This window comes from Palaeococcus ferrophilus DSM 13482, assembly GCF_000966265.1.
Classification (GTDB): domain Archaea; phylum Methanobacteriota_B; class Thermococci; order Thermococcales; family Thermococcaceae; genus Palaeococcus; species Palaeococcus ferrophilus.
The window spans coordinates 22,396-46,562 of the sequence record NZ_LANF01000013.1 but is presented as its reverse complement, the minus strand read 5'-3'; the positions used below and the strand labels follow the sequence as shown (position 1 = coordinate 46,562).

General features: G+C 56.1%; 26 protein-coding genes and 2 pseudogenes. 20 read left to right on the top strand and 8 right to left on the bottom strand.

What is annotated here, in order from left to right; genetic code table 11:
- Positions 1 to 40 precede the first annotated feature (40 nt).
- The 9 genes from PFER_RS07495 to thpR all read left to right on the top strand — a co-directional run bounded on the left by PFER_RS07495 (position 41) and on the right by thpR (position 7,214).
- Positions 41 to 781 carry a hypothetical protein gene (locus PFER_RS07495; protein WP_048150648.1) on the top strand — a complete coding sequence of 247 codons (741 nt, stop codon included), beginning with the start codon at positions 41 to 43 and terminating at the stop codon, positions 779 to 781.
- On the top strand, positions 772 to 1,014 hold the full coding sequence (locus PFER_RS07490) for a hypothetical protein (protein ID WP_048150645.1): 243 nt from the start codon (positions 772 to 774) through the stop codon (positions 1,012 to 1,014). Before PFER_RS07495 ends, PFER_RS07490 begins: the two co-directional genes overlap by 10 nt.
- 7 nt (positions 1,015 to 1,021) lie before the next feature.
- The gene (locus PFER_RS07485; RefSeq protein ID WP_048150643.1) at positions 1,022 to 2,026 is read left to right on the top strand and encodes a DUF1616 domain-containing protein; all 1,005 of its coding nucleotides are present in this window, start codon (positions 1,022 to 1,024) and stop codon (positions 2,024 to 2,026) included.
- Between the two features lie 124 nt (positions 2,027 to 2,150).
- The gene (locus PFER_RS07480) at positions 2,151 to 2,750 is read left to right on the top strand and encodes a CalY family protein (protein WP_245612499.1); all 600 of its coding nucleotides are present in this window, start codon (positions 2,151 to 2,153) and stop codon (positions 2,748 to 2,750) included.
- Between the two features lie 47 nt (positions 2,751 to 2,797).
- Positions 2,798 to 3,592 (top strand): HAD-IIA family hydrolase, encoded by a 795-nt coding sequence (locus PFER_RS07475; RefSeq protein ID WP_048150640.1) that lies wholly within the window; start codon positions 2,798 to 2,800, stop codon positions 3,590 to 3,592.
- Positions 3,589 to 4,023, top strand: coding sequence for a ferritin family protein (locus PFER_RS07470; RefSeq protein ID WP_048150638.1), 435 nt, complete (start codon positions 3,589 to 3,591; stop codon positions 4,021 to 4,023). Before PFER_RS07475 ends, PFER_RS07470 begins: the two co-directional genes overlap by 4 nt.
- 321 nt (positions 4,024 to 4,344) lie before the next feature.
- Positions 4,345 to 6,087 carry an OPT family oligopeptide transporter gene (locus PFER_RS07465; protein ID WP_048150636.1) on the top strand — a complete coding sequence of 581 codons (1,743 nt, stop codon included), beginning with the start codon at positions 4,345 to 4,347 and terminating at the stop codon, positions 6,085 to 6,087.
- Between the two features lie 4 nt (positions 6,088 to 6,091).
- Complete coding sequence (locus PFER_RS07460) at positions 6,092 to 6,610, top strand: cell division protein (RefSeq protein ID WP_245612497.1); 519 nt, start codon at positions 6,092 to 6,094, stop codon at positions 6,608 to 6,610.
- 49 nt (positions 6,611 to 6,659) lie between these two features.
- Positions 6,660 to 7,214, top strand: coding sequence for an RNA 2',3'-cyclic phosphodiesterase (gene thpR / locus PFER_RS07455; RefSeq protein WP_048150623.1), 555 nt, complete (start codon positions 6,660 to 6,662; stop codon positions 7,212 to 7,214).
- Here thpR and PFER_RS07450 read toward each other — a convergent pair.
- On the bottom strand, positions 7,178 to 8,497 hold the full coding sequence (locus tag PFER_RS07450) for an ATP-binding protein (RefSeq protein WP_048150621.1): 1,320 nt from the start codon (positions 8,495 to 8,497) through the stop codon (positions 7,178 to 7,180). The two genes, thpR and PFER_RS07450, sit on opposite strands and share 37 nt — an antisense overlap.
- A gap of 73 nt (positions 8,498 to 8,570) precedes the next feature.
- Here PFER_RS07450 and cca point away from each other — a divergent pair, with 73 nt between their 5' ends.
- The gene (cca, locus tag PFER_RS07445) at positions 8,571 to 9,917 is read left to right on the top strand and encodes a CCA tRNA nucleotidyltransferase (RefSeq protein ID WP_048150618.1); all 1,347 of its coding nucleotides are present in this window, start codon (positions 8,571 to 8,573) and stop codon (positions 9,915 to 9,917) included.
- A gap of 9 nt (positions 9,918 to 9,926) precedes the next feature.
- Here the strand turns inward: cca and PFER_RS07440 are convergent, their stop codons facing one another.
- The gene (locus tag PFER_RS07440) at positions 9,927 to 11,834 is read right to left on the bottom strand and encodes a S16 family serine protease (protein WP_048150615.1); all 1,908 of its coding nucleotides are present in this window, start codon (positions 11,832 to 11,834) and stop codon (positions 9,927 to 9,929) included.
- A 132-nt stretch (positions 11,835 to 11,966) separates the two neighbouring features.
- On the opposite strand from PFER_RS07440, the gene PFER_RS07435 reads away from it, so the two are divergent.
- From PFER_RS07435 to PFER_RS07425, 3 genes are read left to right on the top strand one after another with little or no spacing between them, the layout of a single operon-like run.
- Positions 11,967 to 12,509 (top strand): universal stress protein, encoded by a 543-nt coding sequence (locus tag PFER_RS07435; RefSeq protein ID WP_048150612.1) that lies wholly within the window; start codon positions 11,967 to 11,969, stop codon positions 12,507 to 12,509.
- Positions 12,510 to 12,513: 4 nt separating this feature from the next.
- Positions 12,514 to 13,797 carry an ArsB/NhaD family transporter gene (locus tag PFER_RS07430; protein ID WP_394296997.1) on the top strand — a complete coding sequence of 428 codons (1,284 nt, stop codon included), beginning with the start codon at positions 12,514 to 12,516 and terminating at the stop codon, positions 13,795 to 13,797.
- A 5-nt stretch (positions 13,798 to 13,802) separates the two neighbouring features.
- Positions 13,803 to 14,252, top strand: coding sequence for a universal stress protein (locus PFER_RS07425; RefSeq protein WP_048150606.1), 450 nt, complete (start codon positions 13,803 to 13,805; stop codon positions 14,250 to 14,252).
- Here PFER_RS07425 and PFER_RS07420 read toward each other — a convergent pair.
- The 3 genes from PFER_RS07420 to PFER_RS07410 are packed head-to-tail and all read right to left on the bottom strand — an operon-like array spanning position 14,249 to position 15,284.
- A complete protein-coding gene (locus PFER_RS07420; RefSeq protein ID WP_048150602.1) occupies positions 14,249 to 14,479 on the bottom strand; it encodes a hypothetical protein in 231 nt (76 codons plus the stop codon). The two genes, PFER_RS07425 and PFER_RS07420, sit on opposite strands and share 4 nt — an antisense overlap.
- A gap of 5 nt (positions 14,480 to 14,484) precedes the next feature.
- Positions 14,485 to 14,748, bottom strand: a complete 264-nt coding sequence (locus PFER_RS07415; RefSeq protein WP_048150599.1) for a DUF7521 family protein — start codon at positions 14,746 to 14,748, stop codon at positions 14,485 to 14,487.
- A complete protein-coding gene (locus PFER_RS07410) occupies positions 14,745 to 15,284 on the bottom strand; it encodes a winged helix-turn-helix transcriptional regulator (RefSeq protein WP_245612495.1) in 540 nt (179 codons plus the stop codon). Before PFER_RS07410 ends, PFER_RS07415 begins: the two co-directional genes overlap by 4 nt.
- A gap of 317 nt (positions 15,285 to 15,601) precedes the next feature.
- Between PFER_RS07410 and gdhA the strand changes: the two genes are divergently transcribed.
- The 4 genes from gdhA (at position 15,602) to PFER_RS07390 (ending at position 20,291) form a co-directional block, all read left to right on the top strand.
- Positions 15,602 to 16,861 carry a glutamate dehydrogenase gene (gdhA, locus tag PFER_RS07405; RefSeq protein ID WP_048150595.1) on the top strand — a complete coding sequence of 420 codons (1,260 nt, stop codon included), beginning with the start codon at positions 15,602 to 15,604 and terminating at the stop codon, positions 16,859 to 16,861.
- Between the two features lie 314 nt (positions 16,862 to 17,175).
- Positions 17,176 to 18,762, top strand: a complete 1,587-nt coding sequence (locus tag PFER_RS07400) for a sodium-dependent transporter (RefSeq protein ID WP_048150593.1) — start codon at positions 17,176 to 17,178, stop codon at positions 18,760 to 18,762.
- A gap of 151 nt (positions 18,763 to 18,913) precedes the next feature.
- Entirely contained in the window at positions 18,914 to 19,639 is a 726-nt protein-coding gene (locus PFER_RS07395) for a hypothetical protein (RefSeq protein WP_048150590.1), read from the top strand.
- A gap of 70 nt (positions 19,640 to 19,709) precedes the next feature.
- Positions 19,710 to 20,291, top strand: coding sequence for an ECF transporter S component (locus PFER_RS07390; RefSeq protein ID WP_048150588.1), 582 nt, complete (start codon positions 19,710 to 19,712; stop codon positions 20,289 to 20,291).
- Positions 20,292 to 20,319: 28 nt separating this feature from the next.
- Here the strand turns inward: PFER_RS07390 and pyrI are convergent, their stop codons facing one another.
- Positions 20,320 to 20,775: an aspartate carbamoyltransferase regulatory subunit gene (gene pyrI, locus PFER_RS07385; protein WP_048150584.1), complete on the bottom strand. Its 456-nt coding sequence runs from the start codon at positions 20,773 to 20,775 to the stop codon at positions 20,320 to 20,322.
- On the bottom strand, positions 20,776 to 21,699 hold the full coding sequence (gene pyrB, locus PFER_RS07380; protein ID WP_048150581.1) for an aspartate carbamoyltransferase: 924 nt from the start codon (positions 21,697 to 21,699) through the stop codon (positions 20,776 to 20,778).
- Positions 21,700 to 21,814: 115 nt separating this feature from the next.
- On the opposite strand from pyrB, the gene PFER_RS07375 reads away from it, so the two are divergent.
- From PFER_RS07375 to PFER_RS07365, 3 genes and pseudogenes are all read left to right on the top strand, one after another.
- Positions 21,815 to 22,702 carry a thiamine-phosphate synthase family protein gene (locus tag PFER_RS07375; RefSeq protein ID WP_048150578.1) on the top strand — a complete coding sequence of 296 codons (888 nt, stop codon included), beginning with the start codon at positions 21,815 to 21,817 and terminating at the stop codon, positions 22,700 to 22,702.
- Positions 22,699 to 22,986 carry a VanZ family protein gene (locus tag PFER_RS07370; RefSeq protein WP_048150576.1) on the top strand — a complete coding sequence of 96 codons (288 nt, stop codon included), beginning with the start codon at positions 22,699 to 22,701 and terminating at the stop codon, positions 22,984 to 22,986. Before PFER_RS07375 ends, PFER_RS07370 begins: the two co-directional genes overlap by 4 nt.
- Positions 22,970 to 23,380 (top strand): annotated as a pseudogene (locus tag PFER_RS07365) (secondary thiamine-phosphate synthase enzyme YjbQ); the annotation flags it as partial. The gene PFER_RS07370 and the pseudogene PFER_RS07365, both read left to right, overlap by 17 nt.
- 122 nt (positions 23,381 to 23,502) lie before the next feature.
- Here PFER_RS07365 and PFER_RS12455 read toward each other — a convergent pair.
- Positions 23,503 to 23,712: pseudogene (locus PFER_RS12455) on the bottom strand (M48 metallopeptidase family protein); the annotation flags it as partial.
- Positions 23,713 to 24,167: the final 455 nt, after the last annotated feature.

Below are 24,167 nucleotides of genomic sequence, written 5' to 3'. Positions count from 1 at the left end.
CCTTTTAAGATTAGTGGTTGTCCAACCTTGGGGGAGATTGATGAACATGAAGTACATCGTGAGCGGGGCCCTCATAGCCTTCGGCGGACTTCTGGCACTCAGAGGATTTTTAAATGGTGTAACGGGCTACATAAACCTCGGGATAGCCGCAATGGTGATAGGGGCCGTCATCCTCGTTCTCAAACCATCCACCTACGTTAGAAAGGAAGCTCTGGAAACAGTTCTGAACTCCCAGAAGGCTGTTCTCGATGGGATGGTTGATTCCCTGAACCTCGAGGGGAACGCGGTTTTCGTACCCCCCTACGAGAACCTGCCGAGGGGAGGGCTCTTCCTGCCCCTGCACCGGGACTTCACCCTCGATTTGGCGAGACTCGACGAGGAGGTCGTCTTCCTAACGGACGTGCCGAACGAGAAGGGCATGGGGCTCTGTCTGCTCCCCCCGGGAGCCAACCTCGTTGAGAAGTTCGAGGAGCACCTTGAGGGCCCCTTGGGAAGCGTGGCCGAGGCTGAGAGCGCCTCCTCGGCGGTACTCAGGGCGCTCGGTCTCGCAAGCACCGTCTACATAGAGGAAGAGGAGGAGAACTACAGGGTTGTGGTGAGGCCCGGTGTGAGGTGCTCCCCCGAGGGGTGCAGCCGGGTGCCGTGTCCGGTATGTTCCTCCGTCCTGCTCGCGCTGGCGAAGGCAACGGGCCAGCTCATTGAGGTAGAGGGTGTTGAGAAAAAGGACTACGGCATTGAGATAAGGGGCAAAAAGCTCGGAGGCGTTAGGGAATGGATGTAGAGGACTACATGCTCCTTTTCCTCTCATTCTGGGTTCTTGTCTCGGCTCTGGCTGTAAAGGGCGTTGATGTATTCCTCACCCTGACCCTCATCGGGCTCTTGATAACCCTTGAGGTGGGGAGTCTGTTTTTAAGCAGGGAGCAGAAGGAGAACCTGACGCCCCTGGTGGAGCTCCTTCTTGTGATTTTCGCGATAATAGTGATGAAGAAGGTTTACGAGGTGCTCGCGGGGTGAGAGAATAATGGAAAAAGCCAAACCGGCAGGATGGAAGGGGTACTGGGATTTAATAACCATCATCGCACTCTCACTGCTCCTTGACCTCCTTATATTCTACTTCCCGGAGAGCCTGGCGAGGAAGGCCCTCGGTTTAGCGTTCGTCCTCTTCTTCCCGGGTTACGCCTTCGTAACAGCTCTCTTCCCGGAGAAGAAGGAGCTCGACAACCTGGAGAGGCTGGCGCTCAGCTTCGGCCTGAGCATAGCGATAGTCCCTCTCATAGGGCTCGGCCTCAACTACACCCCCTGGGGGATAAGGCTCACGCCGATCCTCGTGAGCTTAACCGTCTTCAACGTCCTCTTTGCCCTCGCCGCGATCTATCGCAGGGCGAATGCCATAAACCCGTGGGTGCCGTGGATAACGGTTGAGAGGCTCAAGGAGGAGCTCGAGTGGGAGGAGGCGAGCAGGCTCGACAAAGCCCTAACGGTCATACTCATAATAGCGATTATCTCCTCCATAGCAACCCTCGGCTACGTTATAACCCATCCGAAGCCCGGCGAGAAGTTCACGGAGTTCTACATCCTCGGGCCGGGAGGGAAGGCGGCCGACTATCCAACAGAGCTCTTCGTTGGGGAGAACGGAACGGTGATAATAGGCATAGCCAACCACGAGTACAGGAACGTGACGTACCACGTAGAAGTATGGCTCGTGAATTTAACCTACAACACCACGACCAACGAGACCCTAATTCATAACATGTACTTCATGGACTACCTCAACGTCACGCTCCCCCACAAGCCCGTGGACATCGAGGGGAACTGGACGCCGCAGTGGGAGCGAAACTACACCTTCAGCATAGACAAACCCGGAAAGTGGCAGCTCTGGTTCCTCCTATTCAAGGACGAAAAACCATACTTGCCAGAGCCGATCAACGGGGACTACGCCCCCACGAACGCAACGTGGAGGATTCTCGAGGCCATAAACGGCACCGTGCAGAGCCTGAAGCTCAACATCGAGGTGAGGGAGATTTAGGTTTTTGACTTTTTCATGTCGGTTGAAACCTTCCACAACCCCCACCATTTTATTTCGATGAATATTTTAATTCACAAAACTTTTTATAGTGCTAATTAACAATTTTAAGTTGTAAATCGAGGTGATGTGCATGAGGAAGTTCCTCGTGGTTCTTTTAGTGGGAATTATGGTGGGGACTTTAGGTGCCCACTACGGGGGAGCGCTCTTCAGCGACGTGGCGACCTCAAAGGGCAACGAGCTCTCCACGGGAGACTTCGACGTCAGGATAAGCAGGGACGGGAGCAGGTTCTACGATGAGGTCAAGCTCTTTGAGTTCGGGAACCTGAAGCCGGGGGACGAGGAGGAGGTTACATTCCACGTTAAGAACGCCGGGGATGTTCCGTTCTCCTCTCTAAAGCTGGCCTTTGAGGTTGAGGACTTCGAGGAGGACTACAGCGACCTTGAGGCCTCCGTGGACGGAACAGCGGATGTCGGCGAGCTGAGCGGAAAGGTCGTGGTAAATGCCCTCAAGGTGGTGAAGGAGGGTCAGGTTTTCGAGGTTGATGGCGTTAATGGAAAAACCCTGAAGGAGCTCAACGGCACGTGGATTGACCTCCCGGGCCTGCCCCTTGGCCCCGGTGAGCGGATGGAGATAAAAGCCCTCTTGAGGCTTGTGGATTCAGCGGGCAACGAGTGCCTCACCGACAGGATGGAGGTGACGTTGAGAGTCTACGCGAGCCAGTAGCGGAACCCCTATAAACCTCCCCTCCCCCTATTCTTTCGGTGCCAGCGATGATAGGAATCATCTTTGACATGGACGGCGTTCTCTATCGGGGGAAAGAGCCCGTCAGGGGCGCCAAGGAGGTTATAGCCTTTCTGAAGGCCAGAGGAATTCCCTTCCTGTTCCTCACGAACAACTCCACGAGAGACCCCTCCATGTACAGGGAGAAGCTGCGCTCCATGGGGATGGACGTCCCGGAGGAGGCCATACTAACCTCGGGCCTCGCGACGAGGCTCTACATGGAGAAGCACCTCGAGCCCGGAAGGGTGTTCGTCGTGGGGGGCGAAGGACTCAGGAGGGAGATGGAGAGGCTCGGCTGGGGCGTGATTGGGGTTGAAGATGCAAGGGACGGTGCATGGCGTGAAGTGAAACACGTCGTGGTCGGCCTTGATCCCCACCTTACTTACGAGAAGCTCAAGTACGCGACGCTGGCCATAAGGAACGGGGCGAGCTTTGTAGGCACGAACCCGGACACAACTTATCCGGCCGAGGAGGGCCTCTACCCTGGGGCCGGTTCCATTCTGGCGGCCCTCGAGGCCTCGACGGACGTTAAGCCCCTCATCATCGGCAAACCCAATGAGGCGGCCTATGAGGTCGTCAGGGAGAAGCTGAGCGTTGATGAGCTCTGGATGGTTGGAGACAGGCTCGATACCGACATTGCCTTCGCCAAACGCTTCGGCATGAAGGCCATCATGGTTCTCACAGGCGTAAGTACCTTGGGCGATGTGGAGCGCTCCGAGGTTAAGCCCGACCTCGTGCTCCCTGACGTTGGGGAACTCCTAAGCTACCTGGAGGCGGTGCTGTGAACGCAAAGGAGCTTCTGAAGGGCATAATCCACCAGGAGAACGAGCTCTACAACCTCTACAAGCTCGGAGAAACCTTCGCAACCTACGAAAGGCCCTCCCTCGTGCCCCACTTCGCGTGGCTCGCAAGTGAGGAGCTGAGGCACAGGAAGACCGCGGAATCATTCCTCAGAGAGAAGACCCTCGGGGATTATCCCGTGGACTACTTCGATAGCCTGGAAATAGAGCCCTACTTCTCCGACGAGAGGGCAGAGCCGAAGAGCATCGAAGACCTCATTCTCGAGGCCCTCATAAGGGAGAAGCACGCCTACGAGCTCTACAGCAGGCTCTCCGAAATCCTCGGGGGGACCCTCGGGGAGCTCTTCTCAATGATGGCCTCCGAGGAGCTCAAGCACGCCTACAGGCTTAAGGTGATCTACGAGGGGCTCCTCTGATTTTCGTCCCCTTTTTGAACGGCTGGATTTTACCCACGGGAGTCAGCAGCTTTCCTCCCAATGTTCCCATTCCCTCCTCATCTCCAATGTCGTAACGTGCTCTAGTGTCCATGTATGCATTTTTATGATGAAATCAATTTCATTGATGAATAAAAAGCCATATTATGGCGGTTTTTTAGCAACCGCTGATTAAAAACATCCCATTGTGAATTTAAACGCTCTAAAAAACTTTATATGTGCAGAAAAGCCATTATGTCCTGCTTTTGCTTACAGGGAATTGAACCCGAACGTAATGTACATAAACGTACAGGGGGTTGAAGGATGGAAAGCTTTGGAGACATGCCAAAGAACGTGACCAAAGACGGTGGAAGCACCTATCGTGAAATCACTCCCGCCGCCATAATCCTCGGTGTCCTCTGGGGAGCATTCATGGCGGCGAGCTTCACCTACGCGGGAATGATAATGGGCTTCACCTCCGGCGGTTCGGCCATAGCGGCCATAGTCGGATGGGGTGTCCTCAGGGGAATCCTCAAGAAGGGAACCGTCGTCGAGAACAACATCGTCCAGACGATCGCTTCGGCGGTCAACATCTCAGTTTCGGGAGTCATCTTCACCATACCGGCCCTCTACATAATGGGCCTGCACCAGGAGATCAACACCCTCTACTTCTTCCTCGCGACCGCTGCGGGAGCCATACTCGGAATCACCTTCATCATCCCGCTGAGGAAGCAGATGATTGAGATAGACCGCCTCCGCTTCCCGACCGGGACCGCCGTCGCCACCGTTCTCAAGACCCCTGGAAGCGGAATAGAGAAGGCGAGGCTTCTCTTCTTCGGAATGGCGCTTAGCGCCGTCGTCTACCTCGTCCAGCAGTTTCCGCTCCTTGGACTTCCCCACGTCCTCCCGGAGGTCGTGGACATCGGCGCGGCCCTCCACCTCCCGAGCTGGGTCAGCCTCGCCATGGCCCTCTCGCTCATGGTCTTCGGTATGGGCCTCATCACAGGAAGGAACGGCCTCATAGTCCTCGCAGGTGGGGCGCTCTCCTACTACATAATCACCCCCGTGGTCAAGGCCCTCGGGTGGCTCCCGGGCGACGTCACCGGGAGTAGCGTTAGCGGCTTCGTTTACGCCAACATGACGAGGCCCCTCGGTATAGGAATGCTCCTCGGCGGCTCGATAGCCGGCCTCATACTCTCCCTCCCGGTCATAGCCGTGGCCATTAAGAGCATCGCCAGGGCCAGCAAGCTCGAATCCGGAAAGAACGAGGAGCTCCCGATAAGCTACCTCTACGTGGGTGCCGGGTTAGCGTTCCTCCTGCTCTTCGTCACCGCCTACAGGCTCTCCGACCTCGGCCTTGGAAGGAGCCTCCTCACTGCCCTCGTCGGAGTCGCGTGGATATTCATAGCCTCCCTCCTCGTTGCCATGTCCACGGGAATGACGGACTGGAGTCCGGTCTCCGGCCTCTCGCTCGTCTCCGTCATGATACTCCTCTACCTCACCAACAAGAACGTGCCCCTCACCATACTCCTCGGCGCCACGGTCGGTGTGGCAATCTCCGGCGCAGCGGACATGATGCAGGACCTCAAGACCGGCCACCTCGTGGGTGGCATACCCTCAAGGCAGCAGAAGGTCGAGCTCCTAACGGCGTGGATAGGGCCGATAATAGCCCTCACCGTCGTCGGGCTCATATGGAAGGCCTACGGCATAGGAAACGACATGGTCCCAGCCCCGCAGGCGATGGCCCTCAAGTCAATGGTTGACGCCATCCTCGGGGGAAGCGTCCCGGTTGACAAGTTCCTCGCCGGCGGAATACTCGGCTTCGCCCTCTCACTCAGCGGGATTCCGGGACTTGGTGTCCTCGTGGGCCTCTCCATGTACCTGCCGATGCTCTACATCCTCCCCTACGGTCTCGGCTGCGTGGTCAACGAGGTCGTGAAGAGGAGGAAGGGCCACGAGTTCATAACCGAGAAGGTGCTCCCCTTCGCCGCGGGACTCATGGTCGGCGAGGCCGCGATGACCCTGCTCTTCGCGGTGCTCACCGTGGCGGGAGTGCTCCACCCGTGAGGTGATGGAAATGAAGAAGCTCGCAGGAAACCTCTTACTCACCGCGGGACTCATCGGCGGGGCCATAAGCTCCGCTAGGATACCCCCAATGTGGGGCGGTCTCGTGGGCTCGCTCGTCGTTATGGGAGCGGGAATAGTCCTCAGGAGACGTGGAGAGAAGGAAGAGCTCCACAGGGCAGCGAAAAGCGGAAGCGGCGGAGTCAAGGAGCTTGAGAGGCTCCTCAAAGAGAGCATAGCGCAGCTCGAGAAGGCACTCAGCGCAGGGGAAAGCGGCACCATCAGGAGCACGCTCTCGAGGGTGCTCGAGGTGCTCGAGGAGTTCGCCGAGAAGGCCCAGCCAATAAGGGTGGAGAGCATCAAGGCATATGGAGAGCTCATGACGACCTTCAGCAGGGCGGAGAGGAGCCTCAACAGGGCATGGAGTGCCTACGCAGACGGTTACGAGGAAGAGGGCAGGACTTACCTCGAGTTCGGCTACGAGGGGCTCAGGGAGACCCTCGGCGTGCTGAAGAACATCGAGTGAGTCCGGGAAGGTTTTTATTCTTTAACTTCCCCTTTTCTACGGTGGTGTTATGAGGGCGTTCATAGCGATAGAGGTTAACGATGCCGTCAGGAGCAACCTCGTTAAGGCTCAGGATAGGATAGGAAATAAAGCGGCGAAGATAAAGTTCGTCGAGCCTGAAAACCTCCACCTGACGCTCAAGTTCCTTGGGGAGATAGACGAGACAACGGCCGAGGACGTCAAAAGGGCCCTGGAGGAAATAGCGAAGAGGCACAGAAAGCACCGCGCCAGGGTGAGGGGGATAGGCGTCTTCCCTAACCCGAACTACGTGAGGGTAATCTGGGCGGGGATAGAGAACGACGAGGGGATAAGAGCGATAGCTGAAGATGTGGAGAAGGCCATGAGGCGGCTCGGCTTCAAGAAGGAGAAGGACTTCGTGGCCCATATCACTATTGGCAGGGTAAAGTTCGTGAGGGACAAGCTCGAGCTCGCCATGGCCCTGAAGGAGCTGGCGAACGAGGACTTCGGGGAGTTCGAGGTTGAAGCGATAGAGCTGAAGAAGAGCACGCTCACTCCAAAGGGGCCGATTTACGAGACGGTTGCGAGGTTCGAGCTGGCGGAGTGAAGCTGGAAGAGGAAGAGCGGGACAGGGATTATCGCCAGGTTCCTGCCCTCAACGAAGTCCAGCCCCTCCTTTGAGAGCAGTATTTTGTTCTTTATCCCGACCCTCGGGAAATCCGAGGGGGAAACCCTTCCCTGCCACTTGACCTCCACCCCGAAATGGGGCGTAACGAAGTCCACCTCCCGGGAGCCGTGGAAGAAGTACGTCGGGTAGAGCCGCTTTAGATGCTCCCCAACTATTCCCTCTATTACCCTCGAAGTGTCCGGAGAGAAACCAAAGAGCCTGGAGAATGTCCCAACAAGGAGGGGATCCAGGAAGTAGAACTTCCTCTCCTTTCTAAAAAGGGGTGTGAAATCATCGAGTTTGACCTGAAAGTAGTTCCTCCCAATGAACAGCTCCTCAAAGAGTTCAAGGTAGTCCCTGACCGTGACGTGGGAGCCTATCTCGAGCTCCTTGGCGAGGGAGTTAAGGGTTATCCTGTCGCCGTACCTCCTCATGAGCCCAAGAACCATCGAAAGAGCAATTCTCTCGCTCCTCCCGATCTTTGCGACGTCAAGGACGGTGGCGTTGTAAACCATCTCGTAGGTTTCCGGCCTTATTCCCCCCTCGAGGAGTTCATAAACGGCGCGGGGGTAGCCGCCGGATGTCATGTAGAAATCCAAAGCCCCGGAGAGGGCTTCGAAATAGGGGTACAGCTCGAGGGCGTTCTCATAGAACTCCATGGGCGTTTTCGGGCTTTTGTGGGGAAGCTCGACTTTTTGAAGCCTTGAATCAAAAATCCTCGCAACGGTGTTGAAGTTGAGGGGGAGAAACCCTTCCACAATTATATCCCTTCCGGGGAAGTTCTCACGCCTGAGGCCCGCCGAGGTCGAGCCCGTAACCTGAAGAACCATGCGTGAAGAAAGCGGGGAATCGAGAAGAAACTTGACCGCCCTCTCCCAGCCCTCGACAAAGGTAACCTCGTCGAGGAAGACGTAAGCCTCCCCCCTTACCATCCTCAAGAAAGACCTGACAAGCGAAACTATCTCATTGTAATCCCTCAAAAGGTCGCAGGAGAAGTAGAGAATGTTCCTCGGGCTGATTCCCGCCTCGATAAGTTTCGCTATGGAGAGCTTCATGTACGTGGTCTTACCGACCTGTCTCGGCCCGATTAGAACCTTGTTGGTTGGTTCAAATCGGTATTCAACCCGGGGCGTTTGAGAGAGGGCCCTTTTTACCCGTTCATCATCGTATATCGCATCGGGGTCGGCCCACCACGGGTTCTGGACGGCCATAAGCTCCTCCATATCCCATCGTTGATAGCATAGTAACAAAAGATATATAAATATTTTGATATCAAACTATCAATCAGGTGTGAGCATGGACATGGAGAGGGTCATTGAGGAGATCCTTCAAAAAATCGTGCCAACCGAGGAGGAGAGGGCCTTCGTTAATGAACTGATGGAGGAGCTTGAGGAAATCGCGTGGGAGGCAATAGAGGGGCTCGGCCTCGACGTCAGGCCGTACTTCGTCGGCTCGCTCGCCAAGGATACATATTTAGCTGGAGACCACGACGTTGACCTTTTCTTAGCTTTTCCGCTCGATACACCAATTGAAGAGCTGAGGGAGAGAGGTTTAGAGCTCGGAAAGGCCATAGCGGAAAATCTCGACTCCCACGAGGTGGCCTACGCGGAGCACCCCTACGTGAGGGGGCTCTACAGGGATGTGGAGGTTGACCTCGTCCCCTGCTACGACGTGAGGGACTGGAGGGACGTGAGGACGGCCGTTGACCGCTCAATCCTCCACACGCGCTGGGTTCTCGAGAACATTAACGGGAAAAACGACGAGGTTAGGCTATTAAAACGCTTCCTCAAGGGGATAAAAGCCTACGGCAGCGAGGTTTACGTTAGGGGTTTCTCGGGCTACCTCGCGGAGATACTCGTCATCAAATACGGCTCGTTCCGGGAAGTTCTGAGTTCCGCGGAAGTTATGCTGAGGGGGAAGATAATCGACAGCACCGGCTGGCTCAGGAGGGAGAGGGAGCTCGCGATGGCCACCGTGGAGCGTGAAAAAGAGAAGCCGCTCGTGGTGCTCGATCCCGTGGATCCAAGGAGGAACGTGGCGGCCAACCTGAGCTGGGAGCGCTTTGGGAGGTTCTACTTCAAGGCGAGGGAGTTCCTGGAAAGGCCCTCCGTGGAGCACTTCTTCCCGCCCGAGCCCTTCAGCGGGGACTATTTGAGGCTCCTCAGGGAGAAGGGGACGCACCTGCTCACACTCCTCTTTGAGGCTCCGGAGGGTGTTGACGACGTGGTTCTTCCCCAGGTGGAGAAGAGCGCCCGGGGGATAGCGAGGGGCCTCGATGTGGAGGGCTTCACCGTGAGGGGCCACACCTGGGGAAGGGGCTTCATAATGTTCGAGGTGGAGAGGATTGAGAGGCCGGGGGTGAGGCTCCAGCGCGGCCCCGAGTTCTACTCCGAGCAGGGGAAGATGTTCTACGAAAAGTACGATAGGGTGTGGCTAGTTGAGAGAACGCTCTACGCGGAGAGGGAGCAGGAGGAGGACATAGTGGAGACCCTCGTGAGGCTCCTCGAGAGGGGAAGCGTGCCCCTGGGCAAGCACCTTCGCGGCCCGATCAGAGAGGCCGACATCCTGGTGGACTTCGTGCCGAAGAAGCTCGAGAAAGAGGCCTACCTGTTCCTCAGCAGGGGGAAGACCTCGCTAAAATGAAAAGAGGAATCAAAGCTTCCTGCCGATTCCTATGCCAAAGAGCAAGCCCACTATTAGCGCGCCCGCGAGCAGGACGGGCTGACTTCTCTCGGGGGTGGCTGGACGCTTCTCGCTCTCCGTTGCCGTTGTGGTGGTAGTAACCGTGGTGATGGGCGGCACCTCCGGCGTAATATCCTCTACCTTCGGGGTGATCGTGGAGCTCAGAAATATCGTTGAGGACTCCTTCGCGTACTGGTAGAACGTCATGGCGGTAACGAGGTTCTCAAGGCCGCCCTGCTCCTCGTAGCTCTGGGCGAACTCGTAGTAGGCCACGCCGAGGAGCGGGTAAACGCCCTTGCTCTGAGCGGTCGCTATCGCCACCTCCGCGTCCTTCTTCATCTCCTCCAGCTTCTTGGTGAGCACCGTCTCGTTCTCGATGCCTATCGTGTCGAGCAGTATGTTGGCCCTGGCGCTCGCCTCTATCGCCGAGAAGAGGGCCGCAGAGTACTTGCCCTCGGAGTAGTACTCCTCACCCTTGTCCAGCTCCTTCACAAGGTCCCCAACGTTGGCCTCGCCGAACATGGAGCTTATGTAAGTAACCACGAGCCTCGTGTTGTCAAGGTAGTTCCTGGCGGTGTCCCTGACGACCTCGGGGCTTATGACGTCACCCTTGGCGTACCTCTGGCCGAGCAGGGCCCAGAACTTCGCCGTCTGAAGCCTCTCGTAGGCGAAGGCCGCGTTGCCTATGGCGTTCCAGTAGTCCGACTGGTAGTAGGCGCTCCACGCGTCCTTCATGTACTCCTTGGCCTCCTCAACGCGCTCCTCGCTACCCGCTATGGCCTGCAGCATTGTAACGCCCCTTATGGTGTAGCTCTGGTTTTCCATCTCCTTGATGTCGCTCTCAACGCTCCTAAGGAGATCCTCGACCTTTTCCGGAGTGTCGGCCTTGAGGCTCCACTCCACCGTCCTTATCGTTATTCTCGCCTGGAAGTCGAGGCTCATGGCGGTGTAGTACCTGCCCTTGTCAATGTTCTCCTTGGCGGAGTCTATCTTCTCCTTGGCCTGATTGAGGGCGCCCTTGAGGAGGTTGTAGGTTGAGTAGCCCACGTCGCTGTCGTTGAGCTCCTTCTCCACGAGGCTGTAGTAGGCGGTTGTGTTGTCGTAGTCCCGGAGGGCGTCATCCTTAACGAAGGACGTGTCTATTGAGATGCTCTCCGGGGCCTTGGGCCTCTCTATCCTGTGGCCCGTGAAGTAGAAGATGGCATCGTATATGTCCTTTATTTCAACAACCTGGAGGCCCCACCTCTCCTTCGCGTACTCCACAACGTCAACGGGCTCGGCCTTGCTCGTTATCTGGACGAGGGGGCCGATCTGGCTCTTCTCCGTGTGCTGAACCATCTGAATCCTCTGGCCCTCCGGGATAAGGAAGACACTCATGCCCGCATCGTGGGCAGCGGAAGCTTTCTCGAGGATTCCACCCACGGGGCCTATGCTCCCATCGGGGTTTATCATCCCCGTCATCATGACGTCGTCGCGGAGCTTCCATCCCTTGAGGGCCGCGATAATCCCAACGGTCATTGTTCCGCCCGCGGAGGGGCCGCCTATGGTTGGCGCGTCCGAGGCCACGTGTATGAAGACGTCGTACTTGCTCATATCAACGCCGAGCACCTTTCCCGCGATCTGCGCCGCGAGCCTCGCCGAGGCCTGCATATCAACCTCCGTGAGTGGCCACGTCTCCACGTAAACGTGACCGCTACCAGGGGCCACGGTTATGGAGAAGGTCGTTGCCACACCAACGAGCTCACCGCTGGCCGTTCTCGAAACGGCCGGGGCCTTTATGTAGACCGTGTTCCCCTCGGCGGGGCACTGCGCTAAAGACGGGGTCGCTAGGGAGAGTGCCACCATGAGAACCGCCAGAACTCCGAGTACTCTCTTCATCTTCACCACCCGGAAAAACCTTCGCCAAAACCTTAAATATCCCTTGTGGTTCACGGTTCAAAATTTCTTAAAATTCGGGCATGACCGACATATTTAAAAACATTCAGATGAAGCGGCGAGAGGGGAGGCAACATGGGACTCTACTCATCACTCATCGAGAGGAAGTTTAAGAACATAGCGGGAAAGCGCTACGAGAAGATTCTCAGGGAGTACCGCGAGTTCCTCCTAACTGAGGAGGAGATGGTCCTTCCGGAGATACACTCGATACTCATGCCCCTGGACCGATTCGTTCACGAGATTCCCGAAGAACTCTACGAGACTCTCTCGGCTTACGATGCCACAGTGACGCTGGTTTACATAATAGACGCCACCCTGTTCTCAATAATCAGAGACACACTCAGCGGCGAGGCGAGCGAAGAATTCAGAAAAAACGAGGAGGCCTACGGCATGGAGCTCCTTGAGGAGGTAAGCGAGCGGCTGAAGGAGAGCGGACTCAACGTCCAGAGGAGGCTGTTCTTCGGTGACAAAAGCGAGGACGTGATAAAACTTGCCGATGACTACGACATGGTAGTCCTGTCAAAGGGATACGGCTCGGAGATAACCAAGGTGTCCCCCATAAGCCCCGTGGTCTTCAAGGTTGTTCAGCACGTGGAGAAGCCGGTGATAGTGTACTGAGGTGATGGAGATGATAAACGCTGAGGCAGTGGCCGTTACAGTGTTCCTCCTTACGTACGCACTCGTGATGAGCGAGAGGATCCACAGGACCATAGCGGCGATGGCAGGGGCTTCAGTGGTTCTCTTCCTCGACATAGTCCCCTGGGAGAGGCTCCACATCTACCTCGACCTCGACACGATACTGCTCCTCACGGGCATGATGATAGTCGTGAACACCGCGAGAAACAGCGGTCTTTTTGAATATATAGCAATAAGGACGGCAAAACTGGCAAAGGGGAGTCCAATACGTGTGCTCCTCCTTTTCTCCGTCGTCACCGCGGTTGTGAGTGCGTTCCTCGATAACGTCACCACGGTTCTCCTCCTCACGCCCATGCTCCTCTACGTTAGCAGGCTCATGGAGCTCAACCCTGTCCCCTTCCTCCTCTCGGAGGTCTTTGCGTCGAACATAGGCGGAACGGCGACGCTCATAGGCGATCCTCCGAACATAATGATAGGCTCTGCCGCCAATTTAAGCTTCAACGAGTTCATAGTGAACATGGGGCCCATAGCCCTGATTGACCTGCTGGTCACGGTGGGGGTGATATACCTTGCCTACAGGGGGACCCTCAAGGTCAGCGGCGAGGAGAGACGCAGAATCCTCCGCACGCTTGAGGATTTAGACGAGAGGGCCGCCATAAAGGACATAGTCCTCTTCAGGAAGTCCGTAATCGTTATACTCATGATTGTGGCGGTGTTCTTCGTGCACGACAGGCTGGGCATAGAGCCCGCGGTCGTGGCCTTGACCGGGGCCTCAGCCATACTTCTATGGGCGAGGGAAGACCCCGAGGGGGTTCTGGAGAAGGTTGAGTGGCCCACGCTGTTCTTCTTTGGGGGGCTTTTCATAATAGTCGGGGCCCTTGTAGAGACTGGCACCATTGACCAGCTCGCCCGCTGGATTACCTCCCATATTCACAGCGAGGGAGAGGCCCTCCTCATAATATCGTGGTTCTCGGCGTTTGCATCGGCCATAGTTGACAACATACCCTTCACCGCGACCATGATACCCCTGATAAAAGCCATGGGCGGCTCCCTCAACACCTACCCCCTCTGGTGGGCGCTCTCCCTCGGGGCGTGCCTTGGGGGAAACGGAACCGCGATAGGTGCCAGCGCCAACGTGGTCGTAATAGGAATAGCCGAGCGTGAGGGCGTTAAGATAACCTTCGGCGACTTCCTGAAGGTGGGCATGGTGATAATGACCCTTACAGTTCTGGCGGGTGTAGGGATACTCTGGCTTAGGTACGTGGGGTGATGAAAGTGAAGATACTCGTGCTCGTTGATGGCTCAAAGTGGAGCCAGAAGGCGGCTCTCCACGCGGTGGGCGTGGCCAAGAGGAAGAGAGGAAGGATCGTCCTGTTCTCCGTTCTCGACAGGAGGGAAGCCAAGGCCTTCGCCTTCAACATGGGAGCTAGAAGCGGCGACGTCAAGGACATCAAGGGTTTCGAGGAGGAGATATGGAAGCGCATGAAGAAAGATGTCCACGACGTCCTCACAAACCTTCTCAACCTCTGCAGGGAGGAGGGCGTTAACTGCTCCATAAAGATAGTTGAGGGGACGGCGAAGGACAGAATACTGGAGGAGGCAAACAACGGGAACTACTCCCTGGTGGTTCTCGGCGCCTACGGTAAGAGCGGAAAGACGAGAATAGGCAGCCTCCTGGAGGAGCTGGCAGGACTAATAAAGCCGCCCATGCTCATAGTGCGCTAATCGAGGGCCTCCAGGTACTTGACCTCTATTACCCCCTCCATATTTTCTATCTCGCCCTTGAGCTCCTCGAATCCCCTTCTCGTCAGGGGCACGAATATCTTCCCTATCAAGTCGAAGGGGCCCGTAACTATGTGCACCTCATCGAAGTTGAACTCGTTGAGGAGCTTCTCCTTCACTTCCTTCTCCTTCCCGGGCTTCACCCTGAGGACGTATATCCCAAGCGGCATCTTCCTCACCTCTCCTTCGCGATAGCCACAAACACCAGCACCACGAACGAAAGCTCTATCAGTCCGATAACCAGCTCCGAATACTCGTGCGTTCCCACAGCCGGCAGGTTCTCCACTATCTTTTTGAGCCCCACCAGGACGAAGGCGAACATCAGGAGCAGCAGGCTCTTAAGGTTGCTTCTCCTGTAGGCCCTCCAGGAGATGAAGGCCAGCAGGGCCGCAAGTGCCAGTATGATCATGTCAATGATGAGGGCAAGATGGGCCATCATTCTCCCTCCCCCTTCAGGTTGAGCACGAGGTCAACGAGCCTGTCAGCGAGCTCATCCCATATCTTCGGGCGGTACTCCTTAAGCAGCCTCAGCAGGGTGTCCACATCAAAGGCCGGCCTGAAGGCCACGTACTTCCCGCAAGGGCGCCTCTCCACGAGCCCCAGCTTCTCGAGGCGCTTCATGTGGTAGCTTATGGTTGCGGGTGTCAGCCCCAGGGCCGATGCTATGTCACTGAGGGTCCTCTCTTCCTCCGCTATAAGCAGCAGGATCCTCCTTTGAGTGGAGTTAGATATCGCGGTCATCAGTGCCTCGTAGTTCTCGTTGAAGTCGTTTGGAAACAGGTAGCGCTTTCGATTTGCCCTGAAGGAAACCACCTTCCCCTCCCTCTCCAGGCGGTGGAGGTGGTACTGCACCGTGCCAATGCCTAACCCGAGCTCCCTGGCAAGCTGGCGAAACGTTATCCCAGGCTTTCTCCGGATGTGCTCCATTATGGCATCTCTTGTTTCCATGGTGCTCACGGGTAGTTTCCCCCTCATCTCTTAACACCCTTTTGGTGCAAAGCTCTAATGGGTGCTTTCGGGCGCTGAAATATGGGTTTGTTGATGAAATATTTCATGTGTCCAAAATTTTAAGACATTGATATACGCCTATGGACATGGATGTATGTAAAATAAGGCCGTTAAGGGGAGATTTGAGATGGAAAAGAGCGGTGATTCTAGTGTTTGCCTCAAAAACGGACTATGTAACCATTTGTTTAAAACAGACGGCTTTCCATGCTTTTTAGCGAAAGGTTTATATAGGTAATTATCGAAAATCACATCGCCAATCAACTTATTGGCAGGAGGTATGAGTCATGACCAACATAGACCCGTTTGAGATGGCCGTTAAGCAGCTCGAGAGGGCTGCCCAGTTCATGGACATAAGCGAAGAGGCCCTTGAGTGGCTCAAGAAGCCCATGAGGATTGTTGAGGTCAGCGTTCCGCTCGAGATGGACGACGGTTCTGTCAAGGTTTTCACCGGTTTCCGTGTTCAGCACAACTGGGCTCGCGGTCCGACCAAGGGTGGTATAAGGTGGCACCCGGCCGAGACCCTCAGCACCGTTAAGGCCCTCGCCACCTGGATGACCTGGAAGGTTGCAGTCGTTGACCTCCCCTACGGTGGAGGTAAGGGTGGCATCATCGTCAACCCGAAGGAGCTCTCCGACAGGGAGAAGGAGAGGCTCGCCAGGAACTACATAAGGGCCATCTACGACGTTATCAGCCCGTGGACCGACATCCCCGCTCCTGACGTTTACACCAACCCGCAGATCATGGCCTGGATGATGGACGAGTACGAGGTCATAAGCAGGAGAAAGGGCCCGGCCTTCGGTGTCATCACCGGCAAGCCGCCGGGAGTTGGCGGTATCGTCGCCAGGATGGACGCCACGGCCAGGGGCGCCAGCTTCACCGTTAGGGAAGCAGCGAAGGCCCTCGGCATGGACCTCAAGGGCAAGACCATCGCCATCCAGGGCTACGGTAACGCCGGTTACTACATGGCCAAGATCATGACCGAGGAGTACGGCATGAAGGTCGTCGCCGTCAGCGACAGCAAGGGCGGCATCTACAAGCCGGACGGCCTCAACGCCGATGAGGTTCTCGAGTGGAAGAAGAAGAACGGTAGTGTCAAGGACTTCCCAGGCGCGACCAACATAACCAACGAGGAGCTCCTTGAGCTCGAGGTTGACGTTCTCGCCCCGAGTGCCATCGAGGGTGTCATAACCAAGGACAACGCTGACAAGATCAAGGCCAAGATCGTTGCCGAGCTCGCCAACGGTCCGACCACCCCGGAGGCCGACGAGATACTCCACGAGAAGGGCGTCCTCATCATACCGGACTTCCTCTGTAACGCCGGCGGTGTTACCGTCAGCTACTTCGAGTGGGTCCAGAACATAAACGGTTTCTACTGGACCGTCGAGGAGACCAGGAAGAGGCTCGACGACAAGATGACCAAGGCCTTCTGGGACGTCTACAACACCCACAAGGAGAAGAACATCCCGATGAGGGATGCCGCTTACGTTGTCTCAGTCCAGAGGGTCTACGAGGCCATGAAGCACCGCGGATGGGTGAAGAAGTGATTTCTTCTCCTTCCCTTTATTTCTGACTTAATGCCTCAATTCTTGTAATGATCACAAATCATCTCTTATTCTGCAGGATAGTGGAAGTCTTTACTCGCCCAAGTTTTTGTCATTGTGTCAGATATCTAGTATATCACTTAGCGATCTGTTCCAAAACGACGAAACTTAACTTCCTACGTTAGAACCGTAGTAAGTCGGCTTTTGCCGAAAAAAGGCGAGAGAAAGCTTTTTATATGCCCACAATCCTTAACATTAGTGTTGGTTCATGTCCATTTGTGTTTTGGGTTTGGGACTAATGAAAGGGGTGGAATGAAATGGAAGAAAGGGATAGATGGGCAACTAAACTCGGTCTTATATTGGCAATGGCCGGAAACGCAATAGGCCTTGGAAACTTCTGGAGATTCCCCTACCAGCTCGCAAGCAACGGTGGCGGGGCTTTCATGATACCCTACTTCGTGGCACTGATATTCCTCGGTATTCCCGTGATGTGGGTTGAGTGGACCACGGGAAGGTACGGAGGAAAGTACGGACACGGAACGATTGGACCGATGTTCTACCTCATGGCCAGGGAGAGCGTAAAGCCGAAGACGGCCTTGATCTTCGGTATCATCGGTGGAATGCTAGCCTTCTCGGTGGCATCACTGTTGAGCTCTTACTACTACCAGATCATAGGCTGGTCAGCGGCTTACACCTACTACAGCCTCACGGGAGCATACTTCGGCAAGGACACCGTGCAGTTCTTCATCAGCTACGTCACCAACACCAAGGCGGTGATTTTCTTCTGGGCCCTGACGATGGTTATACTCGGAATAGCGGTGGCACAGGGCGTCAGCAAGGGTATCGAGAGATGGGTTAAGGTTATGATGCCCGCTCTGTACGTCTTCGCTATCATCCTCGTGCTGAGGGCCCTCACCCTCGGTTCACCGGTCAAGCCCGAGTGGAGCGCCATCAAGGGTCTCGAGTACATCTGGAAGCCGAACTTCCAGGCCCTAAGCCAGAACTTCTTCAAGATAAGCCTGGCCGCGGCAGGACAGATATTCTTCACACTCTCGCTGGGTATGGGTATCATACACAACTACGCCTCCTACCTCGGCCCGGAGGATGACGTTGCCCTCAGCGGTATCGCTACGGTTTCGCTCAACGAGTTCGCAGAGGTTATCCTCGGTGGTTCACTCGCCATACCGATAGCCTTCGCCTACCTCGGTCCGGAGCAGGCCGTTAAGGGTGGCGTTGGTCTCGCCTACATGGCCCTGCCGAACGTCTTCGCCAACATGCCCGCAGGACAGATATTCGGTGCCTTCTGGTTCCTGCTCCTCTGGTTCGCAGGATTCACCTCGGCCATAGCTACCTACAACTACCTGGTGGCAATGCTCGAGGAGGACATAAAGCTCGACAGGAAGATAGGCACCTGGGTAGTCTTCGGATTCCTCTTCCTCCTTGGACTGCCGGTTGCGCTCGACAGCAGCCTCGTCTACCTCAGCGAGCTCGACATGTGGGTTGGCTCATACTTCCTCGTGCTCCTCGGTCTCTTCGACGTCATAGTTGCGGTCTGGCTCTTCAAGCCCGACAACTTCTGGGAGGAGCTCCACAAGGGAGCCTACATTGACGTTCCGGGCTGGTTCAAGCCGATAATGACCATAATAGCGCCGCTCTTCATGATAGTCCTCCTCATAGGAAACACCAAGGACTACTACAGCATGGGTGCCCTTGCCCTCCACGTCTCCAAGGCCTACGTTGAGGGTGTCCTCGGCGGAACCTACCCAGATGCGGTTCCAATAGTCCTCAGGGCAAGACTGGTCATCATAGCAATACTCATCATCGGCGCCATCGAGGCGTACATGGCCATCAAGAAGAAGTACGGCGAAGAGCTCGCCAAGAACGAGGTCATTATAAAGATGTGAGGTGGTTAAGATGGACGCAGGAGCCCTGGCATTCCTCCTTGTTGCATGGGGGTTCATATTTGCCCTCATGGGGTGGAGCATTCCCAAGCTGTTGAAGGCAGGGCAATAAATTTATAGCCCTCCCTTTTTTATTTCCTCTGGAGGTGTTTTCATGAAGAGTCCCGAGATTCTCAGGCAGACAGCCGAGGTTCTGGGTGAGACCCAGGAGAAGGTTAACTCACTATCATCCCTTCCGGACAAGAAGAAGATTAAGGTTATAAATAAGCTTGAAGAGGCCAAGAAGAACTTTCTCGAGCTGAGCGAAAGTGTAACGATTGACAACGAGGAGCTGGCGAACTTCTTCTACAAGCGCGCCGTCAGGTTGAAGAACATGACCAAAGAGAAGACTGTTGGAGAGGACACCAAATCCTACCTCCGCGAGGTTGAGCTGATGCTCAAGTATTCCAGATCAGCTCCCTACGACTTCACGGAGAGGATAATGGAGGTAAACAAGGCCTACAAGGCGTACCTATTTGGAATGGTGCCATTCTTCATCCTGGCCGGCATATTCGGACCGGCCTATGCGCTGACGGCGCTCATACTAATAGTGCCCGTCCTGCTCTCAATGCTCAGCATCAGGAAGAGGGGAAGCCTCGGGGTTATGCTCGCCTTTGCCGCCATTCCCGTCCCGCTCGTGATGGCGGGCTTCTCAGTGAGGTATGGGATATACGCCATCAACAACCCCGAGGAGCTCGCCCGCATAGCGGAGGCCCTTGGAAAATCACTCTCCTTTGCACAGGGGGTTGTGGCCCTCGTCCTCGTTCTCGGGCTCATCAGCATGGGCCTCCTGAGCTACGCGGCCTACGCCCTCTACAAGAACAGACACGCCTTCCTCTGATTCCTCTTTTGTTCCATTATTGGAACAAACTTTTATAAATTTTGGAACATTGTTTCTTCCGGTGAAGTCCATGAAGGCGAGAGACGTTGCCATACTTGCCCTGATGCTCGCGCTCGCACTCGTCCTCCAGCTCTCCCCCCTGAAGGTCAAAACACCGTGGGGGATGGACATTGACTTCGTGGCGGTGCCGATGGTGCTGCTCTATCTCCTCTACGGCCTGGAAACGGGTTTCCTCGGCCTGGTGCTCCTGTTCCTCGGCATCAGCATGGTGGGCAGCTCCTCGTGGCTCGGGGCGAGCATGAAGTTCCTAGCCACGCTGAGCGTTGTCCTCGGCCTCGAGCTCGCGAAGAGGCTCACACACTTCAAGGTCGGCTCCCCCGAGAAGTACCTGCCATTCATAGTTCTCGGTACGGTCTTCGGGATTCTGATAAGGGCACCCCTCATGATGGCGATGAACTACTACTACGCCATCCCCGTATGGTTCGGAGTTCCCAGGGAGCAGGTGATTCCACTGGTCGAGGAGTTCACCCACATGCCATTCTGGCTGGCGATAAGCCTCCCCAACGCAATACAGACAGTTGTTGATGTTATCGGGGCGTTCCTCGTGATAGTGCCCGTCCTGAGGGCGCTCCCCCACGTGGTGCGGGAGTGAGCATCTTTAATTTTAATTAAAAAAGATGTCAGAGGCTGCGGGGGATGTCCTCCCCCTCAACGGTCCTCTCACAGTAGTGGCAGCGGAGTTTCAAAGGCTCCTTGCTCTCCACGTGGAACCTCGACCTCACGTACTCGTGGTTGCTGACGCAGTTGGGGTTCGGGCAGGTGAGTATGCCCACTATCTCGTCCGGAATCTCCACCTTAAACTTCTCGGCCACCCTGTAGTCCCTCACGATGTTCACGGTCGCGTTGGGCGCTATAAGAGCTATCTTGTTGACCTCTTCCTCGCTCAGGAACTTGTCCTCGACCTTCACTATGTCCTTCCTGCCCAGCTTGCCGCTGGACACGTTTGCGGCGAGCAATAGAACGCCGCCGTTCACCCTGTTGAGGTGGAGTATCTCGATGACCTTGAGTCCCTTGCCCGCTGGAATGTGGTCTATAACCGTTCCCTCTCTAATCGCGGTAACCTTAAGTTCGGCCATTCACAGCACCCCCAGCGTTAGCCCGAGCAGGGCCATTCTAACGGGCACTCCCGAGAAGACCTGGCGGAAGTAGAGGGCGTGCTCGCTCTTGTCCACCTCGGGGTGAATCTCGTCCACCCTCGGGAGCGGGTGCATCACCTTGAGCGTCTCCCTGGCCCCCTTCAACAGGGAGCAGTTCACCTGGTAGCTGCCCTTCACCTTCAGGTACTCCTCCTCGTCCGGAAAGCGCTCCCTCTGTATCCTCGTGACGTAGAGGACGTCGAGTTCGGGAATAACGCCCTCAAGGTCGGTCGTCTCGTGGATCTTAACGCCCTTCTCGCGGAGCTCCTCAACGATGTGCTTCGGCATCCTCAGGAGTTCCGGCGAGATCAGGTAGAGCTCAACGTCGTAGAAGGCCAAAGCCTCTGCTAGACTGTGGACGGTTCTCCCGTACTTGAGGTCTCCAAGGAGGCCTATCGTGAGACCGTCTATCTTCCCGAAGGCCCTCTTGATCGTGTAGAGGTCGAGAAGCGTCTGCGTCGGGTGCTGGTTGCTTCCGTCGCCGGCGTTGAGTATTGGAACGTCCGCAACTTCAGCGGCGAGCCTCGCGGCCCCTTCCATCGGGTGGCGGATAACGATTACGTCGCTGTACTGCTCGACCGTCTTTATCGTGTCTGCCAGACTCTCCCCCTTCTTGACACTCGTGCTCGCCGCCGAGGAGAACCCTATAACAGAGCCGCCGAGTCTGTGCATTGCGCTTTCGAAGCTCAGTCTGGTTCTCGTTGACGGCTCAAAGAACAAAGTGGCGAGTATTTTCCCCTTCGCGTAGTCAAGAGAGCCCTCCTCATTGAGCTCATTCTCAAGCCTTTCCGCGGTTTTTAAAACAAACTCGATGTCGTCCTTCGAGAAATCCCTAACGCTTATCACGTCACGTCCTTTCCACATAAGTGCCCACCCAATGTAAAAATACCCCGGTTTTTAAAGCTTTTTAAACAAATAAATGTCCAAAAACTCAGGGAAGTTTTATAACCCGGTTTTAGCAATTCAATAAGGTGGTGGGATGAGAACGCCGTGCAGTTTCTGGGCCGAGGTGGTGGCCCCGGGATTGAGGGCCATGGTGGCGCGCTACCTCTACGAGAGGGGCATGAGCCAGTCGGAGATAGCCGAGCGCCTCGGCATAACCCAGGCGATGGTGAGCAAGTACATAGGCGGGAAGTACAAAAAGGTGGAAGAGATAGAGGCCATTATAGAGGACAGCGCGCGCGAGATAGGCGACATGATACTCTACGGGGCGCCCAGAGAGGAGATAATAAAGTACTCCTTCCGCCGCTTCCTCGAGCTTCTGGATGGGGAGCTCTGCGGGGAGTACCTGCGATACGCAGGGATAGATAACGAAAGCTTCTGCGGCGAGCTCTTAGCCCCGAGCGAGGACAGGTCCGAGGTCCTAACCCTCCTGAACCTTGCGGTGCGGGAGCTCTCAAGAGATGAGCTCTTCCCCTCGCTCATTCCAGAGGTGCGGAGCAACTTCGCCTACGCCCTGCCGGATGCTCGGAGTATAGAAGACGTCGCGGCAATCCCCGGGAGAATAACTCTCTCGAAGGGAAAGGTGTACGCGTTGCCAGCTGAATTCGGGGCGAGCAGGCACTCCGCCTCGATACTGCTCGGGCTCATCGGGCTCGATGTGGATTTGAGGAGCGTCATCAACATAAAGTACGATGAGAGGGTAGAGGAGGCACTCCAAAAGGCCGGCCTTAGGACGGCGAGCATAGAACCCGGGAAAAGGAGCGAGGAGGAGACCGTGAAAAGGATCATAGACCTCTTCAAAGGGGAGGCGCTGGACGCGGTGGTGGACGAGGGTGGCTTCGGTATAGAGCCCGTCATATACATCTTCGGGAAGGACCCCCTCGACGTTCTGAGGAAGGTAAAGCTGCTGGAGAGCTTTCTATGAGGGGCTTAAAAGCCTACGTAATCCTCCTCTTCCTTTTGAACCTCTTCCCCGTGGTTCCAGCCTCCCCCGTCGCCAACGGGGACAAGGTGGTTCATCTCATTGAGTTTCTCCTGCTCGGCGTCCTCGGGGGGAGGGCGTGGCTTGTAGTTTTCCCCATCCTGCTCGAGGTGCTCCAGCTCGCCGTGCCGGGCAGGACGTTCTCCCTCCACGATATGGCCGCAAACCTAATAGGGTTTGCCGTTGGATACGGGATTTGGAGGGTCAGGAATGAAGGTGGTGATTGAGGAGCTGCACTTCACCACGAAGGGTGAGATTGACATGGTTGACATCACGGATGAGGTGGAGCGCTTCGTGGAGAGGGCCGGCGTTCGCGATGGGCACGTGCTTATATTCGTTCCAGGGGCCACGGGGGCGGTGGTTGCCCTGGAGAACGAGGATGGCCTTGTGGAGGACTTCAAGCGCATGATGGAGGAGCTGATACCCAAGGGTAAGGGCTACCGGCACGACATAATAGACAACAACGCCCACTCCCACCTGAGGGCGAGTCTCCTCGGGCCGTCACTGGCGCTTCCCGTCATAAAGGGGAAGCTGGTGAAGGGGATATGGCAGCAGATATTCTTCGTGGAGCTGGACGTGAGGCCCCGGCACAGGAAGGTCGTGATGCACCTCATAGGTGAGGGCTCCCCCCCTGGAGTGAGGAGTTCCCGCCACACGTCGTTTAAGCTCACAACCGCCCACCATTTTTTGAGTTCCTTCCGCTTCTCCCTCCAGTCGGGGTGCACGCTCGCAACGAGGGACCAGAATGCCCGGGAGTGGTTCATATGCCTGAGGTGGGCCACCTCGTGGGTCACCACGTAGTCTATAATCTCCAAGGGCAGGGCGGCGAGCGCGAGGCTGAAGCTGACGTTTCCCCTGGAGGAAGCGCTCCCCCACCTGCTCCGGGCTTTTCGGATGTAAACCCTTCCTGGAGAAACGTTGAAATCAGCGCTCCTCTTCACCACGAGTGGCATAACCGTTTTTCTGAGTTCCTTCCTTAAGAGCGTCTCAAGTTCACCACCCCGAGCAGGCGGCTCGTTGAGGAACTCCCCGAAGTAGGGAAAGCCATCCACCCGGGCCTCCTCAAGGAGGGCCAGTCTTCCGAGTATCCAGCGGCGTTTTTTAAGGAGAAAAGGCTCAACATCGGCCGTGGGCGAGACAACCCTCAGCCGCCCATCGGGGAGGAGGCTAATCCTGACGTAGCGGACGTTTCTGAGCACGAGCTCGTATTCAATTTCCCTCCCTCCGAGGGTTAAGCGGGGCATGTGATGGAGTGCGGGAAGAGCGTAAATAAGTTTATCTCCCCCATGGGCCATCTCTCCTGCAAAAGGTTATTAAGATGGAGGGAGAACTCTCACCGCCGATGATGAGTGTCATCCCAGCGGAGCGCTGCGATGAAGACGTTTTATCCCCACCTGAGGCAAATACA

Excerpts from the sequence above, each read along its gene's own strand:
- PFER_RS07420 (WP_048150602.1), bottom strand. The coding sequence starts at position 14,479 with ATGCCGCTTGGGATATACGTCCTCAGGGTGAAGCCCGGGAAGGAGAAG.
- pyrI (WP_048150584.1), bottom strand. The coding sequence starts at position 20,775 with ATGGCCGAACTTAAGGTTACCGCGATTAGAGAGGGAACGGTTATAGAC.
- PFER_RS07485 (WP_048150643.1), top strand. The coding sequence starts at position 1,022 with ATGGAAAAAGCCAAACCGGCAGGATGGAAGGGGTACTGGGATTTAATA.
- pyrB (WP_048150581.1), bottom strand. The coding sequence starts at position 21,699 with ATGTGGAAAGGACGTGACGTGATAAGCGTTAGGGATTTCTCGAAGGAC.
- PFER_RS07375 (WP_048150578.1), top strand. The coding sequence starts at position 21,815 with ATGAGAACGCCGTGCAGTTTCTGGGCCGAGGTGGTGGCCCCGGGATTG.
- PFER_RS07370 (WP_048150576.1), top strand. The coding sequence starts at position 22,699 with ATGAGGGGCTTAAAAGCCTACGTAATCCTCCTCTTCCTTTTGAACCTC.
- PFER_RS07395 (WP_048150590.1), top strand. The coding sequence starts at position 18,914 with ATGAAGAGTCCCGAGATTCTCAGGCAGACAGCCGAGGTTCTGGGTGAG.
- PFER_RS07475 (WP_048150640.1), top strand. The coding sequence starts at position 2,798 with ATGATAGGAATCATCTTTGACATGGACGGCGTTCTCTATCGGGGGAAA.
- PFER_RS07415 (WP_048150599.1), bottom strand. The coding sequence starts at position 14,748 with ATGATGGCCCATCTTGCCCTCATCATTGACATGATCATACTGGCACTT.
- PFER_RS07460 (WP_245612497.1), top strand. The coding sequence starts at position 6,092 with ATGGAAATGAAGAAGCTCGCAGGAAACCTCTTACTCACCGCGGGACTC.
- PFER_RS07430 (WP_394296997.1), top strand. The coding sequence starts at position 12,514 with ATGGAGATGATAAACGCTGAGGCAGTGGCCGTTACAGTGTTCCTCCTT.
- PFER_RS07495 (WP_048150648.1), top strand. The coding sequence starts at position 41 with ATGAACATGAAGTACATCGTGAGCGGGGCCCTCATAGCCTTCGGCGGA.
- PFER_RS07435 (WP_048150612.1), top strand. The coding sequence starts at position 11,967 with ATGGGACTCTACTCATCACTCATCGAGAGGAAGTTTAAGAACATAGCG.
- thpR (WP_048150623.1), top strand. The coding sequence starts at position 6,660 with ATGAGGGCGTTCATAGCGATAGAGGTTAACGATGCCGTCAGGAGCAAC.
- PFER_RS07490 (WP_048150645.1), top strand. The coding sequence starts at position 772 with ATGGATGTAGAGGACTACATGCTCCTTTTCCTCTCATTCTGGGTTCTT.
- PFER_RS07465 (WP_048150636.1), top strand. The coding sequence starts at position 4,345 with ATGGAAAGCTTTGGAGACATGCCAAAGAACGTGACCAAAGACGGTGGA.
- PFER_RS07480 (WP_245612499.1), top strand. The coding sequence starts at position 2,151 with ATGTGCATGAGGAAGTTCCTCGTGGTTCTTTTAGTGGGAATTATGGTG.
- PFER_RS07390 (WP_048150588.1), top strand. The coding sequence starts at position 19,710 with ATGAAGGCGAGAGACGTTGCCATACTTGCCCTGATGCTCGCGCTCGCA.
- gdhA (WP_048150595.1), top strand. The coding sequence starts at position 15,602 with ATGACCAACATAGACCCGTTTGAGATGGCCGTTAAGCAGCTCGAGAGG.
- PFER_RS07400 (WP_048150593.1), top strand. The coding sequence starts at position 17,176 with ATGGAAGAAAGGGATAGATGGGCAACTAAACTCGGTCTTATATTGGCA.
- PFER_RS07450 (WP_048150621.1), bottom strand. The coding sequence starts at position 8,497 with ATGGAGGAGCTTATGGCCGTCCAGAACCCGTGGTGGGCCGACCCCGAT.
- PFER_RS07440 (WP_048150615.1), bottom strand. The coding sequence starts at position 11,834 with ATGAAGAGAGTACTCGGAGTTCTGGCGGTTCTCATGGTGGCACTCTCC.
- cca (WP_048150618.1), top strand. The coding sequence starts at position 8,571 with ATGGACATGGAGAGGGTCATTGAGGAGATCCTTCAAAAAATCGTGCCA.
- PFER_RS07410 (WP_245612495.1), bottom strand. The coding sequence starts at position 15,284 with ATGAGGGGGAAACTACCCGTGAGCACCATGGAAACAAGAGATGCCATA.